This window comes from Cereibacter johrii (assembly GCF_001720585.1).
Lineage (GTDB): Bacteria > Pseudomonadota > Alphaproteobacteria > Rhodobacterales > Rhodobacteraceae > Cereibacter_A > Cereibacter_A johrii.
Genome location: NZ_MABH01000118.1, coordinates 1 through 15,386 on the forward strand (window position 1 = coordinate 1; position 15,386 = coordinate 15,386).

A 15,386-nucleotide genomic window follows, 5' to 3' on the forward strand; every position below is an offset into this window, starting at 1 on the left:
GCGATCCGCTGCCGGCGGGAGGGCCAGGCGCGCCAGGGCACCGCCTCTCCCTCGAGCGCCGCCTGTGCGGCCGCCTGGGTCAACGGCCCCGCGTCGCCGTCGATGGCGCCGCGGTAGAGCCCCGCGGCCGAGAGCAGCCGCTGGATGTCGTATGTCGTCACGTCTTTCTCCATATGCAAAAGCCCCGCGCGAGGGCGGGGCGTGGGTGGTCGGACTGGTGGGGCTTTTCAGAGGAGGGTCGCGACCCGCTCGCGGTTCGAGACGAGGAGCTCCTGCGCCTCGGTGCTGCCCGAGGCGGAGACCGAGTAGGTCAGCCGCACCGGCTCCAGATGGAACCGGCCGAAGAGCGCCCGGATCTCCGGCGTGTCATTGATCGACAGGAGGAAGGCGCCCTTGAGGCTGCCGAGGATCTCGGCGATCCGCGCGAACTGCGCCCGGTCGAAGATCCCGCGGCCGTAGTCGTTCTCGCCGCCGAAGTAGGGCGGGTCGAGATAGAAGAGCGTCTCGGCCGTGTCGTAACGCGGGATCAGGTCGGCCCAATCGAGGCTCTCGAAGACCACGCCGTCGAGCCGCTCGTGGGCGGCGTCGAGCACCGGCTCGAGGCGCGCGAGCGAGAAGCGGGGCCCGTGCCCGGCTGAGACGCCGAAGACCCCGTCGAGCTTGCCGCCGAAGCTCAGCCGCTGGAGGTAGAGGAACCGCGCCGCCCGCTCGAGGTCGGTCAGCGTGGCGGGATCGGTGAGCCGCAGCCGATCGAACTCGCGCCGGCTGCAGATCTGGAAGCGCATGATCTCCAGGAGCTGGGGGTAGTGCCGCTGCAGGATCCGGAAGAGGTTGATGATCTCGCCATTGCGGTCGTTCATCACCTCGAGGCGGGGCCGGAAGCGGCGGCGGAGGAAGATCCCGCCCATGCCGACGAAGGGCTCGACATAGGCGCGGTGCGGGATGGCCTCGATCCGCTCGAGGATGAGCGGGTGGAGCCGTTTCTTGCCGCCGATCCACGGGGCCACCGGGGCGGCGGGAGGTACTTGTTTCATAAGGTGATTCTGCCTCACAAGGCGCCTGCCCTCGCGAGGGGTGGCAGGCAGTCGAGGGGCGATATCTGGAAGCTCGTTAGAAATGCTGATCCTTCGAGCAGACTATTGTTTAAGGTCTGGTACCGAAACTTACTGAGGATCGAGATGATCGAGCGGAAGCTCTCACATCAACAAGCCGGAAGCCTTGGGGAACTACTCGCTCTCGCCAAGCTAAACACCCTCGGACTTGCAGCCTATGTGAGCCCTGAAGGAGCTCCGGGACACGACCTAATGGTTGTGGTCGACGGTCAACCCAGATCGATTGAGGTCAAGACTCGCCAGTTTCGCAGTAAGCCGACTGAGATCACGAGATGGCCTGTTGATCTTGCGTCAAAGGGCGACGCAGACTTTTTCCTGTTCGTTGAGTTGGATATTCGGACGCTCTTGCCGACCTTTTACCTCCTCAACAACGCTCAGGCCCGCGAAACTCATCGAGTGAGTGCAGGAATGGGCAACTGCTATCCAGCGCATGTGCGCAAGCTTGCAGTTGCCAATAATTTCTCGGCCTTGCTTCCCCCTGCGGTGCCCGACGCGCAGGTTTAGCGCTTGTGTCATATCGCGAGAAAGCCTGCCTTCACAAGGTTCGCTCACCCCGCCAAACCTCAGCTATTAAGGCGGTAGACTTTTGTTTCGATGTTAAACATCTTAGCCCTCACCTTTAGATCCGCCGGCAAGTCGCGCTCAGTCAAGAGAATGGCCCGCACATCGGCCGTTACCGGTAGTTCGGTGGCTTCTATAACTGCCCGGTATTTCACGCATTGATATAAGCCCCGACGAAGATCATCATCGCTTGAAAGAATGGACTTGACTTCTGCAACTGCAAACTGATGCCCGTTGCTGAAGAAGACGTCCAAACGATCCCCTGACAGAATTCCCTTCTCCGCGATGCCGATGAAAGTAGAGTCCAAGCCTAAATAGGCTGGATTCTCTTTTGCCCATTCCTTCAAGCGGCGGTGCTCTTCACTCTCAGCTTCGCCGCCCCAACCCTGCCCTTCCGGCGGCTTGCCATCACGTTCCGTGTAGATCTTCTGTAGGAGGTGTTGAGGGCGTTCTCCAAAAGCGCTTTGGTACACAGCGTCCCAGTGAGGGTACTGCCTAACGGCCTCACGGATTTCCTGAATTACAGCAACTCGATCACTTGCCCTGAGATGCAGCCATCTGCGCCCGCCTCTTTCGCGCCAGAGGTCATCATAGAAACTGGCGAACCCCTCTCCCGGTACTCCGCTGCTCTTTGCGACCAATGCATTTATTGGGGGAGCATTTTCATCCACTTGCAGAACCGACTTCATCATTGCGCCCGCCACGGTACCGATATGGACGGGAAAGATCCTTGGTATTTGAAGCTGGCGCTCAAGGAGTCTTGCAACTTGGCCGTAGGTCACGAACGGCTGATCGATGTCTTCGATCTTTTCGAGAATGAACGCGAGCAGATATTTGGCGCCGCGTTCATCAAGATCCCGTGTTGTGTAAGTCATGGTTTGCGTCCGGTCGCGTTGTCATGGACCGCGATCTTGCGGGCTGACTCGGGGTTAGGCCACCCTGATCCTGTTGCTGCGGCAATTCATCGTAGCGGCATCAATAGGCTAAGGTCATCAGCCCGCACTCCTTCCCCGCCAGAGCCGCTCCAGCATCGCCGTTGTCCCGCGCGGGCCGAGATAGGCGAGCATCGCGACGAGCCCCATCGCCGCCCGGCCGTCGAGGTTGAGGTACGAGCTCAATGCCTCGCCGATGAAGGCCATGGCGACGAGGGCGGGAATCTCCCAGAGGAGCTCGCGACCGAAGAAGGCGCGGCGACGGGCGCGGACCTCGCCCGTGTGATACATGAGCCGGCCCATGGCGGCTGCGATCAGCGTGGCGATGGCCCCGCCCCAGAGCGCCGTGATGGTGTCGATCAGTCCCTTTTCCGGCATCGCGCCGCTCCTGTTGTGCGCGCCATGCGCGGGTCTCGGCCCGGCCGGGGGCGGCCGGGTCCTGTCATCATGATCGGGAGGGTGTCTCGGGCGGCCGGCGGCCCGGGCTACGCATCGGGCTCGAGCAGGCTCAGAGCCTCACCTCTGCGGCCTCGAGGAACAGCCGGTCGGTCTCCTCCGGCGATAGGCCGAGCAGGAAGGCCAGCGTGTCCATCGTCTCCGAATCCCGGACGAGCATGGTCGCCCCGCGGAGCGCGGCCCGCATCGCCCAGGGGTAAGCGGCGTCCTCTGCGATCTCCATCGCACGGGCCCACTTCTCCTCGCCGACCACGATCATGGCCTGCAGCAGGCTGATCTCGGCCGGGATCAGGTCACGCTGCGCCTTGATGTCCCGGGCCTTGATGAGCCTGCTGTAATCGATGGTCGCGTTCGTCATTGCTGCTCTCTTCCTGCTCATGGATCAGCCCTCCGCGGACGGCGGGAGATAGGGCGGGACCGGAATGTCCTGATCCTCGACCTCAATGGTGCCGGGGTTCGGCAGCGGGACGTCCCCGTAATAGCCGTGCGGGAAGACCACCTCGAACTCGAGGACGCCGTCGACCCGGGTGACGTTGCTCGTGACCCAGGTGTTGTCCATCGCGTCCCAGGGCAGCACGTCTCCCTCCTCGACGCCGCTGAAGTCATAGACCATGTCGTTGCAGATCAGGGTGTCTCCCTGCACGCGGAACAGGGTCAGCTCATACATCCGCCGAAGCGGAACCATGCGAATGCGCATCATAGCGGGTTACCTCCAGCGGCCGGTGACGAGAAGATCGACGACCTGCGTCGACGCGTAGGACGTCGGAGCCAGCAGCATGTAGGCGGCGACGTTCGAGGCCCCCGGCCGCCCGAGCAGCGAGATCACCGAGCCGCCCCGGCAGCCGCCGGTCACGCAATGGCCGTTCAGGGCTCCGCTCGCGAACTCGACGGGCAGCGTCACCGTCTGCCATTCTGTGCGATAGAGCGGCCCATGCGGCGTGGCCGGACCCGGAACGCCGGTGAGGACGAGGCGGCACATCTGGGTTCCGTCGGCGAACCGGACGTACTCGGAATTGGCCGCCTGCCCCTGCTCGATGATGCCGCCGCGCGGAAAGCCGGAGGCCCAGCTCACCGCTCCCACGATGTTGCGCTGGTCGTAGGTCAGGAACCAGTCGCCCCACGTCGTGTCCTTCTGCCGGCACCAGCGCCCCGTATCGGATGCCGTCTGCGGATAGGTGATCTGCACCGCCCGGTTCGCCCCGTGCTGGATATGCTGCAGGGTGCCGACGCCCATTCCGGCGGGGCGGTTCAGCGTGGCGCCCGTGACCTGATAGAAGCCGGTGACGGAGATCTGGTCCGCATCGTTGCCGGGGATCGGGCGCGCCGTGCCGCCGAGGCCGTAGTCCCCGACCTTCAGGAGGCGCCCCGGCGTGGTGTCGAGATCGCTCTGGGTCACGGCCGTGCCGGACAGGAGCCCCTGCAGCTGCATGCCCGACGGAGTGAACCGCGCCCGCTCCGTCCCCTGACAGGAGACGCCGAGCTCGTTCTCGGCCGCGAGGAAGAAGCCGGTGTTCGAGCCCACCTCGCCGTTGAAGGTGAGGCCCGGGAAGGTCTGCGTCCCGTCCGGAACGCTGAACGGCACCAGCGCCGCCACCCGGGAGCTTCCGATCCGGAACCGCTCCTCGCCCCCGGCCGCGATCCCGAGGAGGTCGGCTGCAGCCCGGAAGATCCCGGTGTCGAGATCGCCCGCGAAGGTGAGGCCCGGGGCGGCCGCCGCCCCGCCGGGCAGCACCGCCGGCAGGGTGGACTGGAAGTGGGTGGTGGAGAAGAAGCCGCGGGTCGCGCCGCCGGTGACGAAGTGCAGGACGTCCGCCCCGTCGCTGCGGATCCCGGTGTTGGGATCGGCCTCGAACGAGATCCCCGGCGCCGCGGCCGTCCCGAGCGGCGCCCGGAGCGGCACGGTCGAAGTGAGCGCGAGGGCCGAGACCGTGAGCCTGAGGACGCCGCCGGCCGTCACCCCCAGCGCGTTGCTGCCCGGCCGGAAGATCCCGGTGTCGGGATCCTCGCGCCAGACGAGGCCGGGCGCGGCCGCGGTGCCGTCGGAGAAGCCCGCGCCGGTGAGATAGGGCAGCAGCGCGTTCAGCTCGGCCACGAAGGCCGGGAACCAGCCCAGGAAAGCATCGGCATCGTCGTTGAAGGTGCCGGGGTTGCCGCTGTTCGGCGGCGTCGGCGGGGAGGTGAAGAAGTCCATGGGAGGTTCCTTGCGTCAGGCGAGGCTCTCGACCTCGGCGCGGCCGTCGCAGATGGCATGGCCGAGGGTCAGGTCGTAATCGCGGAGGATGCCGGCGACGGTGGTGCCCCAGAGGTCGGCCCCCTCGCCCGCGTAGAAGACGGCGAGCCGGCTCGAGACCCGCTCCATGATCGACTGGACGCGCGCCGCGCCCTCGAGCGGGACCTGGAAGGCCAGCGAGACGGTGCGGGTGACGGGGCGCGGCACGATATAGAGCCCGCCCCATTCGTCGCGCTGCTTCACGGAATAGTCGACGAGGCCGAGGCCGGTGCCCGCCACCGTGGTGCCGACCGGCGTGTCGCGGCCCATCACGATCTCGCCCACGCGGGTGACGGCGCCCCCCGTGACCGTGATGTCGAGCGTGGCGCCTGCGGGCAGGGGGGCGGCCACGATCACGTTCGGGGTGAAGGCAAACTCGGTGAAGACATATTCCCAGAAGGTGCCCACCGGGTCGCGCGCGACGAGATCCACTGTCCGGTCGTGGATCGTGGCGCCCGCGGGCGTGGTGACCTTCACCCGGACGGAGGCCGCATCGAGGTTGAAGAAGGCGATGCGGTTCAGCGTGCGGGGCAGCCGGATGGAATAGGTGATCGTGGGGCCGCCCACCGTCTGGCCGCCGATCCGCTCGTCGAAGGCGCGCCAGCGGTTGGTGGCCCCGATCCGGAGCCACCAGCTGCCGAGCGTATCCCCCGCCGGATCGTGGCCCTGATTGCCGTCGGCCACGCTCTCCCAGACGCCGTGCTCGGCCACCACGCGGGCGCCCCGGGCGTAGGTCACCCCGGCGGCCCAGGCGGGATGGTCGTCCTCGGGGATGTTGCTCGCAAGGAGTGCCGCCGGCGTGACCGGGGTCGGCAGGATGATCCGCATCAGACGGCCTCCGTCGGGTCGATCCGCACCCCCACCGTTCCGATCCGGCGCAGGTCCTTGGCGGTGGCGGTGGAGGCCTCGGCCCCCTTGCGGGCCCAGACCTTCATCTCTGCGAGCTCGGCCCGCAGCGCCACGAGCTCGGCCTGCAGGTCACGCACGGCCCCGGCCACCTCGGAGGCACCCATGGCGGCGCCGCCGAGGATGTCCGCGGTCCGCCCCGCACTGTGGATGCGGCTCGGGCCGGTGGCCTCCAGCTCGGGCCCGAGCTCGCCCACGAGACGCAGGCCGCCCGCATGGAGCCCGCCCGCGGCAAAGCCGGGAATGTCGAGGCCGAGGGCGGACCAGTCGAACACTTCCGGCCGGAAGGGGCGCAGGCCCGCGAGGATCGCCTCGCGGCCGTGGTTGCGGTAATGGATGGTCGGATCGTAGCCATACTCATCGGCCGCCACGTCCGGGTAGAGGCGCAGATAATCGGCGGTATCGAGCGGGATCCGGCCCTGCCGCTGCTGGAAGATGCCCCAGAGGTAGTCCTTCAGGCTCCCCGGCAGCCGGCGGATCGTCTCGATGTTGTCGGTGGCCGAGAAGCCCTCGATGGCCCGCATGATCTGGGCCGTGGTCTTCCCGGTCGTGTCGATGCCCGCCTTCCGGGCCATGGCGCCGATCTGCGCATCCGTGGCCAGAATGTCGCCCGCCGCGTTGGTCGCGAGGCCGCCGGCATAGGCCGACAGCGCCGCTCCGCGCTCGCGCTGCCCGGCCGCGCGCGCTTCGGCCAGGATCGCGTCCCTCAGATCGTCGAGCGCGGTGCGCAAGGCGCCCATCGGCGCCGTGATCGCCCCCCGCGTCGTGGTCTCGAACCAGCTCGAGAAGCCCGTCGAGGGGTCGAAGGCGAAGCTCCCACCAAGCGTGATCCGGCCGCCTTGGGCGCCGAGGGCCTTCAGAAGCTCCACCATGCCGAGATCGGAGGCGGGCCGGTCCATCACCAGCGCGAGCCGGCGCACCGACTGCGCTACCCGGACGGCGGCGAGCGCGCGCAGATCCTCGGGCAGTGCGTCGGTTGTCGCCAGATAGCGGATCCGCGCGAGGTGGTCGGAGGAGGCCTTCGCCGCGATCCAGACCAGATCCGGCGTGAGATCCATCCGCCGCAGCACCATGTCAAGCGAGACCTCGACGCCGCTCGTGGCATTCCGGAGGATGCGACGCAGGTCGGCCGGAATCTGGGCCCTCGCCGTCAGCCCCACGGTCACATCGATCCGCTCGCGCAGCGCCGCGTAGGAGATCTCCTTCGCCGCCGCGATGGCGCCCTCGAGCGATCCGAGCTGGCCGTTCAGCGCGTCGAGCCGGGCGGGGTCGAGGATACCGCCCTGCCCCAGATAGTCCCGCACCTCGGTCAGGAGATCGACCTGCTCCTGATAGAGCGTGGCCAGCACATCCTCCTTCGCTCCCTCGAGCCCGGTCACGCCCTGCAGGAGCTGGAGGTCCGAGAGGACCTGCGCCTGCGCGCGGGCCACATCCACCGCCGACCGGGCCTGCCCGCGCACGGCGTCGATATAGGCCGAGGCCGCGCCGGAGACGGCCTTGGCCGCTTCCTGATCGCCCGCCATCGCGCTCGCTAGCATCGTCTGGTAGCGCGCCTGCGACTGGGCCGCCGCCACCGCGGGGGCGATCAGCTCGGAGGCCGCGGAGCGCAGGTCGCCGATGTAATCGCGCAGAGACAGCGTGACCTGATACCAGCCCTTGGCTGCCGCGGCCGCCGCCCGCTGCGCCTCGGCCGCGCCGGAGATCATGCCGTCGAGATCGGTGCTGATGGTGCCGACCAGCCCCGCCAGCCCGGACGAGAGGCTGGCGACGCCCGGCAGGATCTGATCCATGACGCCGGCCATGCTCACGAGGGCGGCATAGAGCTCCCGCCCCCGCTCGGTGGTGAGATCCTGCGCCTCGACCAGCCGGCGATATTCGGCCCGGGTCTGCGGAAGAGCCACACCCAGCTTGGCCAGCGCCTCGGTCGCCTGCCGGGTCGCGGTCTCCATCCGCTCGGCCTCGCTGTGGAAGGCCTGATAGTAAGTGGTGGTGGCGGAGACCAATCCCTCGAGCCCGCCGAAGAGCGCGGCCAGATCCGAGGCCATGCCGGCCGTCACCATGTCCACCGCCCGGAAGCTGTGGCCGAGCGTGTCCATGACGCCGTTGACGCCGGACATGGCCGCGCTCAGGCGCTGCAGGGCCTCGACGAAGCTCTCGCCCTCCTTCACCAGAGCCGCCAGCTCGGGGCGGGTCGAGACGAGCGTGTTGCCCGCGATCAGCTCGGCCAGGTCGCCCTGCCGCTTCCGGCCGAGGAAGGCGGAGAGAATCTTGTCGCCGAGGGATCCCTTGAGCCCGCTCACCACCGCATCGGAGGTGCCCTCCGCGATCCGCTTCTCGAGGTCCCGGATCGCCTGGTCGTTCCGGCCCACATAGCCGAAGGCGCGCGCGGCGAAACTGTCGCCGAGCTCGGTGAGCTTCTCCTGCAGCTTCGCCCCGATCTCCTCGTCGGAGAGGCCCTTGGTCGAGAATCTGACCGAGGCTGCGAAGCCCTTGAAGGCCTCGGCCCCGATGCCGAGCGTGTCCGCCACATCCATGACCGAGGCCTGCATCTGGCTCACGGCCTTGACGATGGGACCCGCCACCGCGCCGTCCGCGAGGCCGTAGCTCGTGCTCCGCGACTTCGAGAGCCCGCCGAACCGGGACTTCTCGACCTTCCGGTAGCTCTCCACCATCGCATTCAGCTCGCGCACGGTGACGCGGAGGCCTGCATCGAGGAGCTTCGTCTTCGAGCCGAAGAAGGAGAAGGCCGCCGCCACGGCGGCAATGGGGCCGAGGATCGCGCCCGCCGCCTGCGCGAAGCCGACGAGGCCGCTGGTGGCGAAGTTCAGGGAGGTGCCGATATAGGCCAGGCCGCCGGACAGGCCGCCCGTTGCAAAGTTCGAGAGCGCGCCCCAGGCGCCGGTGCCGAAGGCGGAAAGTGCGCCGCCGATGCCGCCGAGCACCGTATTGATCCCGCTCGCGATGCCGCCGAGCGCACTGAGCGTGCCCATGCCGCCGGCGCCCGCGACGGCAGCCCCGGCCGCGCCTGCGGCCGCGCCCGAGACGCCGAGGCCGAGCGACAGCGTGATCCGGTTCGTCATGAACATGCCGATGATCTGCTTCAGCGTGTTCTTCGCGATATCGAGGAGGCCGTCGAAGCCGCCGCGGAAGCCGTCGAGCATCCAGTCGACGGCGGAGCCCACGGCGCTGCGGAACTCCTCGAACACGGGGTTGTTCTCGCCCATCTCGGCCGCGATCTCTGCCAGAGCCTGCCGATACTGGTCGGTTGAGATCCTGCCGGCATCGAGGAGCTTCTTCAGCTCGGCCTGTTTCCGGCGATACTTCTCCATCGGGTCGATCATCTCGAGGTATTTCCGGGCGTTCTTGTCCAGCGCCTTCGCCTCGGCCGCAGCGGCCTTGGCGCCTCCGTTGGCGGCCTTCTCGGCCTCGGAGCGGGCCTTCTGGGCAATGGCAAGCTGTTGCTCCGCCACAATGACGGCTTCCCGGCCCTCGAAGTTGCGGCGGACCATCTGATTGACGATCGAGGCGTCTACGCCTGCGGCCAGCTGCGCCTGGCGGAACGCCTCGCGGTCCAGGTCGAGAGCCGCCCGCTTCCCAGCCACGATCTCACTCTGCCCGGCCTTGATCGCGGCGATCTGAGCATTGACCACTGCAAGCTGCCTGTCGGCCTGCTCACTCGCCGCCACGGCGGCAGATCCAAGATTGGCCGCGAGCCGGGCCGCCTCGGATGCCGCGTTGCTGATCCTATCCGCCGCGGCCACCGCCGCCGTCGCCGTGTTGCTGGCGCCGGTAGCCGCCCTCTCCATGGCGTTGGCAAGCCTGAGCCCCTCGGACGCTGCCTGAGCCGCCTTGCTTGCGGCATCGAGCATCTCCGGCGGGATCCTGGCGCCGTTGGTGTGAGCGTTCAGAAGCGCCTCCGCCAGAGCCCTTGCCGCAGCCGCCTGCTCTGCCGGGCCGGAGGCGGCACTCGCCTTCATGCCGTCGAGCGCGGAGACCAGCTGCTCGGCCTGCCCGAGCGTCAGCCCGAACTCTGCCTTGAGATCTTCCATGCTGGTCTTGAGGATCGACACGCCATCCGCACGGAGCGCACCGTCAAGGAGCCTGGTGGCGTATTCCGTCGCCTCCACCTTCTCGCGCAGGCTCTCGAATGAGTCTTCCATCGCGGTGACGGTCGCGGTCATCTTTGCCGCGTAATCGAGCAGCGCGATCTGCTGCATCACCTCATACACTTCGCGCGCGGCGCTGGCGTGCCTGCCGAACTCCGCATAAAGCTCCGCCGAGCTCTGCGTCACACGATCCGCCGCATCCTTGTAGGCGGACGAGGCTTCCGTCAGATGCGTGAACGCATCCTTGAGCTCTTTCCCAGCGTTGCGGCCGGACAGGAGCACCGGAGCCAGAGCGCCCATGATGGCGACGACAGCGCCGGCGGCTGCGCCCCACATCCCGAACCCGCCAAGCAACTGCGGGAGCTGCATGGTAAGCGCTTGCGTCGCAGACGTTCCGGCGGCGATCTGGACGGCAAAATCGCCAACCTGATAGCTGGCATTCTGAAAGGCCGGGCCGAGTTTCCCCGCGCCGGTGACCGCTGCCTGCGAAGCCCCGAGATAGTGAGCGCTGGCCTGATCCAGAACGCGGTTGGCCTGCTCTTGGGAGACAACCCCGGCCCTCACCGCTGCCGCAAGCGTTTCCTGCGCCTGCTCGTAGCGCTTTGAGGCCGCATACAGCGGATCGAGCTGCGAGCGGAGCGCCGTGTAACCGCGTGATGCCTCCTCCACCGCGACCGTCGCTTCCCGCTGCGCTCGTGCCGTCCGCTCGGCCGCTGTCTCCACCCCCATGTACTTCGCCGCCGCCTGCTCGAGGACGAGGTTCGCCGCGCGCTGGCTGGCGGCACCGCTCTCCACCATGCCTGCGAGCTCGCGCTGGATGGCGGCATAGCGTTGCGTCGCGGCGAAGGTCGGATCGATCGAGGCCCGCAGCTCCTCGAAGCTCCGGGCGCCGCCCATGGCAGAGGCCTTCGCAACCTCGAACGCCCGCGCCATGGCGTCGGACATCTGCTTGGCCGTCCGGCCGGCGGACTGGGCGCGGTTCTCGAACTGCGAGACGTCGAGGCCGAGGGTGGCCTTCATCGCGCCGACATTGGACATGGACATTGGGTTCCTCACGATGAAGCCGCCCCGAGGGGCGGCCAGCTGCGGACTGTCACGCTGGCGCCTGCGCCAGCCGCATCTGCGCCCTGATCGCCTGAGCGAGCTCGCGCTTCCTCGCGGCCTCGCCGCCGGAGAAGGTCGGCGCCACGCCGTTCTTCTTCCGGCCCTCGATCCGGCCTGCGACATAGGCCGCCGACATGGCGCGGAGCTGGCGCGCCTCCCAAGGCTCGAGGTCGAGGCCTGCCCCGCGGCTGTAGGCCTCGATCTCGGCCCAGGAATGCGGGGCGAGCCCGCCCATCGGGTCTGTCGCGCACCAGCCGAGACCGTCCTCGGCGGTGAAGCAGGCGATCAGGTACTTCCCGGCCTCGATCTCGGGCAGGCCGAGCGGCCGCCGGGCCGCCCGCAGATCTTCCAGCCGGGTCCGCTTCGCGGTCTCCGGCGTGGCCTGCAGGAAGCCCGTCTGACGCGCATAGAGCGTCAGTCGGGCGAGCCGTTTCCCAGGTAGTTCGCGCGGCTGGTGGCAAAGCCCATGACCTGCTCGACGAAGCTCTTCTCGCCCTCGCGCCCGGTGATCAGGTTGAGGTTCAGGAACCACTCGGCATCGGCCGGGCCGGCGGGCGCCTCGCCGCGGTTCACGTTGCGGAAGCCCGCGACCAGCGGCTTTGCGGCCGCGACGAGGTTCGCATGGACCTCCTCCATGGTCTGGCGCTCGTCGTCGCGGTCGTTCTTCAGCCGTGCCTTCTGCGCGGCGCGGATCGCGGCCTGGGCGGCACGGCTCTCGGAGCCGAGCACCAGCACCTCGCAGGGCTTCGCTTCGCCCTCGTCGGCGAAGAGAAGCCGGCCCGTGGCCGGGTGGCGGAGATGGAGCGGGCGGGCGGTTTCGGCCGCGGTGCGGCTGTCGAACTGGGGGAAGTCCATGTGCAGAATCCTTGGGGTTCGGGTTCAGGGGGGGCCGCCGCCGATGACCCGCGTCGGCTGCGGCCGGTCCCGCCCGTCGCCGGGCGGGATCCGGGGGGAGGCTCAGGCCTCCTCGACCGAGGTGAGCTCGGTCTCGATCTCCACGGTCACCGATCCCGAGACGACGCCGTTGGCGGGCGCGCTCTTGGTGAAGCCGAAGACCTTGCCCTGGAAGTAATCGGCCGCCCCCTCGGTCGAGAGCGGGTCGATCTTCGGGAAGGCGATCTTGAAGGCGATGCGGTTGCGGTTCTTCCGCGCGGCCTCGAGGATGGCCTGGCCCGCGTCGGTGCTGTTGAAGGCGAGCGGGATCTGCATCGAGCCGTAGTTCACCGCGCCGTGGTACTTCTGCGTGATGCCGGTCGCGAGCGGCGTGTGGTTCACCACCTCGGCCGAGCCGCCGTATTCCGGCACTTCGGTGACCTCGCCGACCGCGGTCCAGGTGAGGCCCCCATAGGCCGACTCCGTGGCGGCGGCGGGCAGTGCTGTCGAGGCATAGATCAGCGTGCCGATGCCCGGCGTGACGGTATCGTTCATGGTGTTGCCCTTTCGGCAGGGGGCCGCGGCCCACGGTGCGGGGTGCGCGAGGCCCGGTTGCAATGGATCGCCCGCTCTTCGGCCGAGGCCAGCCCGCGGGCCGGGGCAGGATCAGGGCGCGGGCCGCGGTATCGGCCTGCGCCAGACGATGCGGAAGCTCGAGATCAGCGTGCCCACGGCCTGCTCGCCGTCCGTGTTGAGCGTGACCGTCACCTCCTCGGGCAGGCAGACGATGGCCGCCTGCTGGAACGCCCGGCAGATGGCGCCCTCGACGGCATCCGCATCCGCGTCGAGGAGATCCTCGAGATCGTCGCTGCCGAGCCGCTTCACGCCGACCTGAAGAACGGTCGCGCGCTCGAAGTTGGAGAGCGTGGCCTGGGCCGCCCGCTCGACCGGCGTCACCACCATCAGGAGCGGCAGGCGGCCCGCGTCGGGGCGCGCCTCCCAGGCGGAGATCTGCGAGAAGCTGCCCATGCGTGGATCGGCAGCGAGCGCCGCGCGCGCGATCTGACGGAAGCGGACGCGCCCGGTCATGGCGCGACCTTCCGCAGGGTGCAGCGCGTGAGCGCATCGGCCGCCGGAGTGGCGGGCGGCCAGATCTCGTCCACCTCATAAACCCGGCCGTCCGCCAGCCGGATCCGGTCCCGCCGCGCGAGCTCGGGGACCAGATCGCGGCGCACCCGCCAGGTGGGCGCCATGACGAGCACGATCCGGCCCTCGGGATCCTCCGCCTCGACCTGCTCCTCGCGGAAGATCGAGGGCACGTCGCGCGCGGGCCCGCCCTGCGGCAGGTAGCTGACGGCCGCGCCGAAGAGGGCGGTCAGGGTCGCGCCCATGCCCTCGAAGAGGCCGGACATGGCGGCCGCCTCAGTTCGAGGTCAGGATCCGCACCGCGAGACGCGGGCGCTTGTTGACCGGCAGGATGTTGGCCTCGGTCATGAGATCGATCCAGCGGCCCTTCGGATCGAGGAGCTGCCGGGCATAGATCGGCTGGCCGATCGTGTTGACGGCTTCCAGAAGATCGGCCGGGGCGCCGTAGGTGCGGAACGTGTCCATCGTGCCGAGCGGGAAGGCGGTGCCCTCCTGTGCCGGCCCCAGCCGCTCGGAGGCACCGCCTGCGAGCGTGACCGAGCCCACATATTCCTCGAAGAGGAGGCCCGCGAAGGGAAAGCTCCGCCGCACGTCCTGCCGGAGCGGCTGCGCCCCGCTCGAGGCATAGTATTTGTAGGCCTCCTCGACCTTCGGATGGCCGATCAGCTTGTCGAAGAACTCGGGGCTCACGAGGGCGGTGACGCCGGTCATGGATTCGCCCTTGAGCTCCTCCTCGACCGCGCGCAGCACCTCGCGGCACTTCGCCTGGACGTTCGTCCCGGCGGTGCCGAGGAGGAAGTCCACCGAGATCTGCGCCAGCCCGAACTCGGCGAAGTAATCGTAGAGCGTGAGGCCGGCCCCGTCCTTCACCACGCCCCGAAGCGCGTTCATCTCCATATATTCCCGCGTCGCCGCATGCTTGCGGCGCATGAGCGCGAGCTTGCGCGTCATGACCTCGGCCAGAGGATCGGCCTGCCCGGTCGACCCGAGCGCGGGCTGGCCCTGCACATCGGCCGCGGTGATCACATCGTCATGCGGAATGTGGGGCAGCGCGAAGGAGCGCATCGAGCGGCGCTCGCGGCCGCCCACCGTCGCGGGCCCGCCCCAGGGCTGGGACGGCAGCAGCGAGAGCACGCCCTCGGCCTGCTCGATGATCACGCTGCGCTGGGTCACGCCCTCGAACTGGAAGAGGCCCATCTGGCCGAGGCGGGTGTAGAGGTTCGGCAGGATGTTGATGGCCTGGGTCATCTCGGCCAGCGAATAGCCGCCGGCATCGAACGGATTGCGGGTGATCGTCATGATCGGGCTCCTTCAGGAACGGGGATCGGCGCCGGGCGGGTCGCCGGGAGAATGGATGGGACGGGATGGCGGGGGCTCAGGCCGTGTCGCGCACGACGAGGCCGAGATCGGTGAGCTCGGCGATCCGGTCGGCACGCTGGCTCTCGTCCTCGAGGCTGGGATCGAAGACCAGCTCCGCGCGGGAGAGGGTCGCGGGGCCACGGCGGAGGACGGTGCCGCGGCGTTCGCCGTCCGTCGCATCGACCGGCTCAAGGAGGACGGCCGCGGCCGCGGTCTCGCCGGTCTCCGCCTCCTCCGCGGCGAAGGCGAACCGGCCGGCGTCCGGGCCGGTGGCGACGAGGCCCAGGACGGCGCCCAGCGGATAGGCGGTGCCGGCCTGCAGCGTGACCGTCTCGCGGGTGAAGTTCGGCTCGAGCTCGTACTTCACGAGATCGCCGAGGCTGGGCGGCTTGATCAGGGGTGCCATGGTCGGGGGTCCTTTCGGGGGTGAGGGCGTGCGGAAGCGCCCGCGTTCCTCACGGAGGCGGGGGCTTCGGAGCGGTACGGGAGGAAGAGGGTGCGCGCGCGTGGGGCGCGGTTCGGGCGCCCCGCCGCCGGATCAGGCCCGGCGGCTGGCGGCCTG

General features: G+C 68.7%; 17 protein-coding genes. 1 reads left to right on the top strand and 16 read right to left on the bottom strand.

Features of this window, described 5'->3' with window-relative positions; translation table 11 throughout:
* Together A9O63_RS23710 and A9O63_RS09105 are read right to left on the bottom strand one after the other, a co-directional pair.
* Positions 1 to 173 (bottom strand): peptidoglycan-binding domain-containing protein (locus A9O63_RS23710; RefSeq protein ID WP_412841975.1); only part of this gene is annotated, 173 nt, incomplete at its 3' end.
* 54 nt (positions 174 to 227) lie between these two features.
* On the bottom strand, positions 228 to 1,034 hold the full coding sequence (locus A9O63_RS09105; RefSeq protein ID WP_069331641.1) for a DNA adenine methylase: 807 nt from the start codon (positions 1,032 to 1,034) through the stop codon (positions 228 to 230).
* A gap of 144 nt (positions 1,035 to 1,178) precedes the next feature.
* Here A9O63_RS09105 and A9O63_RS22695 point away from each other — a divergent pair, with 144 nt between their 5' ends.
* Positions 1,179 to 1,616, top strand: coding sequence for a protein NO VEIN domain-containing protein (locus A9O63_RS22695; protein ID WP_141703062.1), 438 nt, complete (start codon positions 1,179 to 1,181; stop codon positions 1,614 to 1,616).
* A 59-nt stretch (positions 1,617 to 1,675) separates the two neighbouring features.
* Here A9O63_RS22695 and A9O63_RS22700 read toward each other — a convergent pair whose 3' ends face one another.
* The 14 genes from A9O63_RS22700 to A9O63_RS09170 form a co-directional block, all read right to left on the bottom strand.
* The gene (locus A9O63_RS22700; protein WP_141703063.1) at positions 1,676 to 2,548 is read right to left on the bottom strand and encodes a hypothetical protein; all 873 of its coding nucleotides are present in this window, start codon (positions 2,546 to 2,548) and stop codon (positions 1,676 to 1,678) included.
* 117 nt (positions 2,549 to 2,665) lie between these two features.
* Positions 2,666 to 2,983: a phage holin family protein gene (locus tag A9O63_RS09110; protein WP_009566684.1), complete on the bottom strand. Its 318-nt coding sequence runs from the start codon at positions 2,981 to 2,983 to the stop codon at positions 2,666 to 2,668.
* 130 nt (positions 2,984 to 3,113) lie between these two features.
* Complete coding sequence (locus A9O63_RS09115) at positions 3,114 to 3,440, bottom strand: hypothetical protein (RefSeq protein WP_069331642.1); 327 nt, start codon at positions 3,438 to 3,440, stop codon at positions 3,114 to 3,116.
* A 3-nt stretch (positions 3,441 to 3,443) separates the two neighbouring features.
* Complete coding sequence (locus A9O63_RS09120) at positions 3,444 to 3,761, bottom strand: hypothetical protein (protein WP_069331643.1); 318 nt, start codon at positions 3,759 to 3,761, stop codon at positions 3,444 to 3,446.
* Between the two features lie 6 nt (positions 3,762 to 3,767).
* Positions 3,768 to 5,252 carry a pyocin knob domain-containing protein gene (locus A9O63_RS09125; protein ID WP_069331644.1) on the bottom strand — a complete coding sequence of 495 codons (1,485 nt, stop codon included), beginning with the start codon at positions 5,250 to 5,252 and terminating at the stop codon, positions 3,768 to 3,770.
* 15 nt (positions 5,253 to 5,267) lie between these two features.
* Complete coding sequence (locus A9O63_RS09130; RefSeq protein WP_069331645.1) at positions 5,268 to 6,158, bottom strand: hypothetical protein; 891 nt, start codon at positions 6,156 to 6,158, stop codon at positions 5,268 to 5,270.
* The gene (locus A9O63_RS09135) at positions 6,158 to 11,386 is read right to left on the bottom strand and encodes a hypothetical protein (protein ID WP_069331646.1); all 5,229 of its coding nucleotides are present in this window, start codon (positions 11,384 to 11,386) and stop codon (positions 6,158 to 6,160) included. Before A9O63_RS09135 ends, A9O63_RS09130 begins: the two co-directional genes overlap by 1 nt.
* A 49-nt stretch (positions 11,387 to 11,435) precedes the next feature.
* A complete protein-coding gene (locus A9O63_RS09140) occupies positions 11,436 to 11,681 on the bottom strand; it encodes a hypothetical protein (RefSeq protein WP_235836946.1) in 246 nt (81 codons plus the stop codon).
* A gap of 179 nt (positions 11,682 to 11,860) precedes the next feature.
* The gene (locus A9O63_RS09145; protein WP_069331647.1) at positions 11,861 to 12,301 is read right to left on the bottom strand and encodes a hypothetical protein; all 441 of its coding nucleotides are present in this window, start codon (positions 12,299 to 12,301) and stop codon (positions 11,861 to 11,863) included.
* A gap of 102 nt (positions 12,302 to 12,403) precedes the next feature.
* Positions 12,404 to 12,874, bottom strand: coding sequence for a phage tail tube protein (locus A9O63_RS09150; RefSeq protein WP_069331648.1), 471 nt, complete (start codon positions 12,872 to 12,874; stop codon positions 12,404 to 12,406).
* A 111-nt stretch (positions 12,875 to 12,985) separates the two neighbouring features.
* Positions 12,986 to 13,408, bottom strand: coding sequence for a hypothetical protein (locus A9O63_RS09155; RefSeq protein WP_069331649.1), 423 nt, complete (start codon positions 13,406 to 13,408; stop codon positions 12,986 to 12,988).
* On the bottom strand, positions 13,405 to 13,731 hold the full coding sequence (locus A9O63_RS09160; RefSeq protein ID WP_069331650.1) for a head-tail joining protein: 327 nt from the start codon (positions 13,729 to 13,731) through the stop codon (positions 13,405 to 13,407). The genes A9O63_RS09155 and A9O63_RS09160 overlap by 4 nt, the downstream gene beginning before the upstream one ends.
* A gap of 10 nt (positions 13,732 to 13,741) precedes the next feature.
* The gene (locus A9O63_RS09165) at positions 13,742 to 14,764 is read right to left on the bottom strand and encodes a major capsid protein (protein ID WP_069331651.1); all 1,023 of its coding nucleotides are present in this window, start codon (positions 14,762 to 14,764) and stop codon (positions 13,742 to 13,744) included.
* Between the two features lie 76 nt (positions 14,765 to 14,840).
* Positions 14,841 to 15,230: a head decoration protein gene (locus A9O63_RS09170; RefSeq protein ID WP_069331652.1), complete on the bottom strand. Its 390-nt coding sequence runs from the start codon at positions 15,228 to 15,230 to the stop codon at positions 14,841 to 14,843.
* Positions 15,231 to 15,386 lie beyond the last annotated feature (156 nt).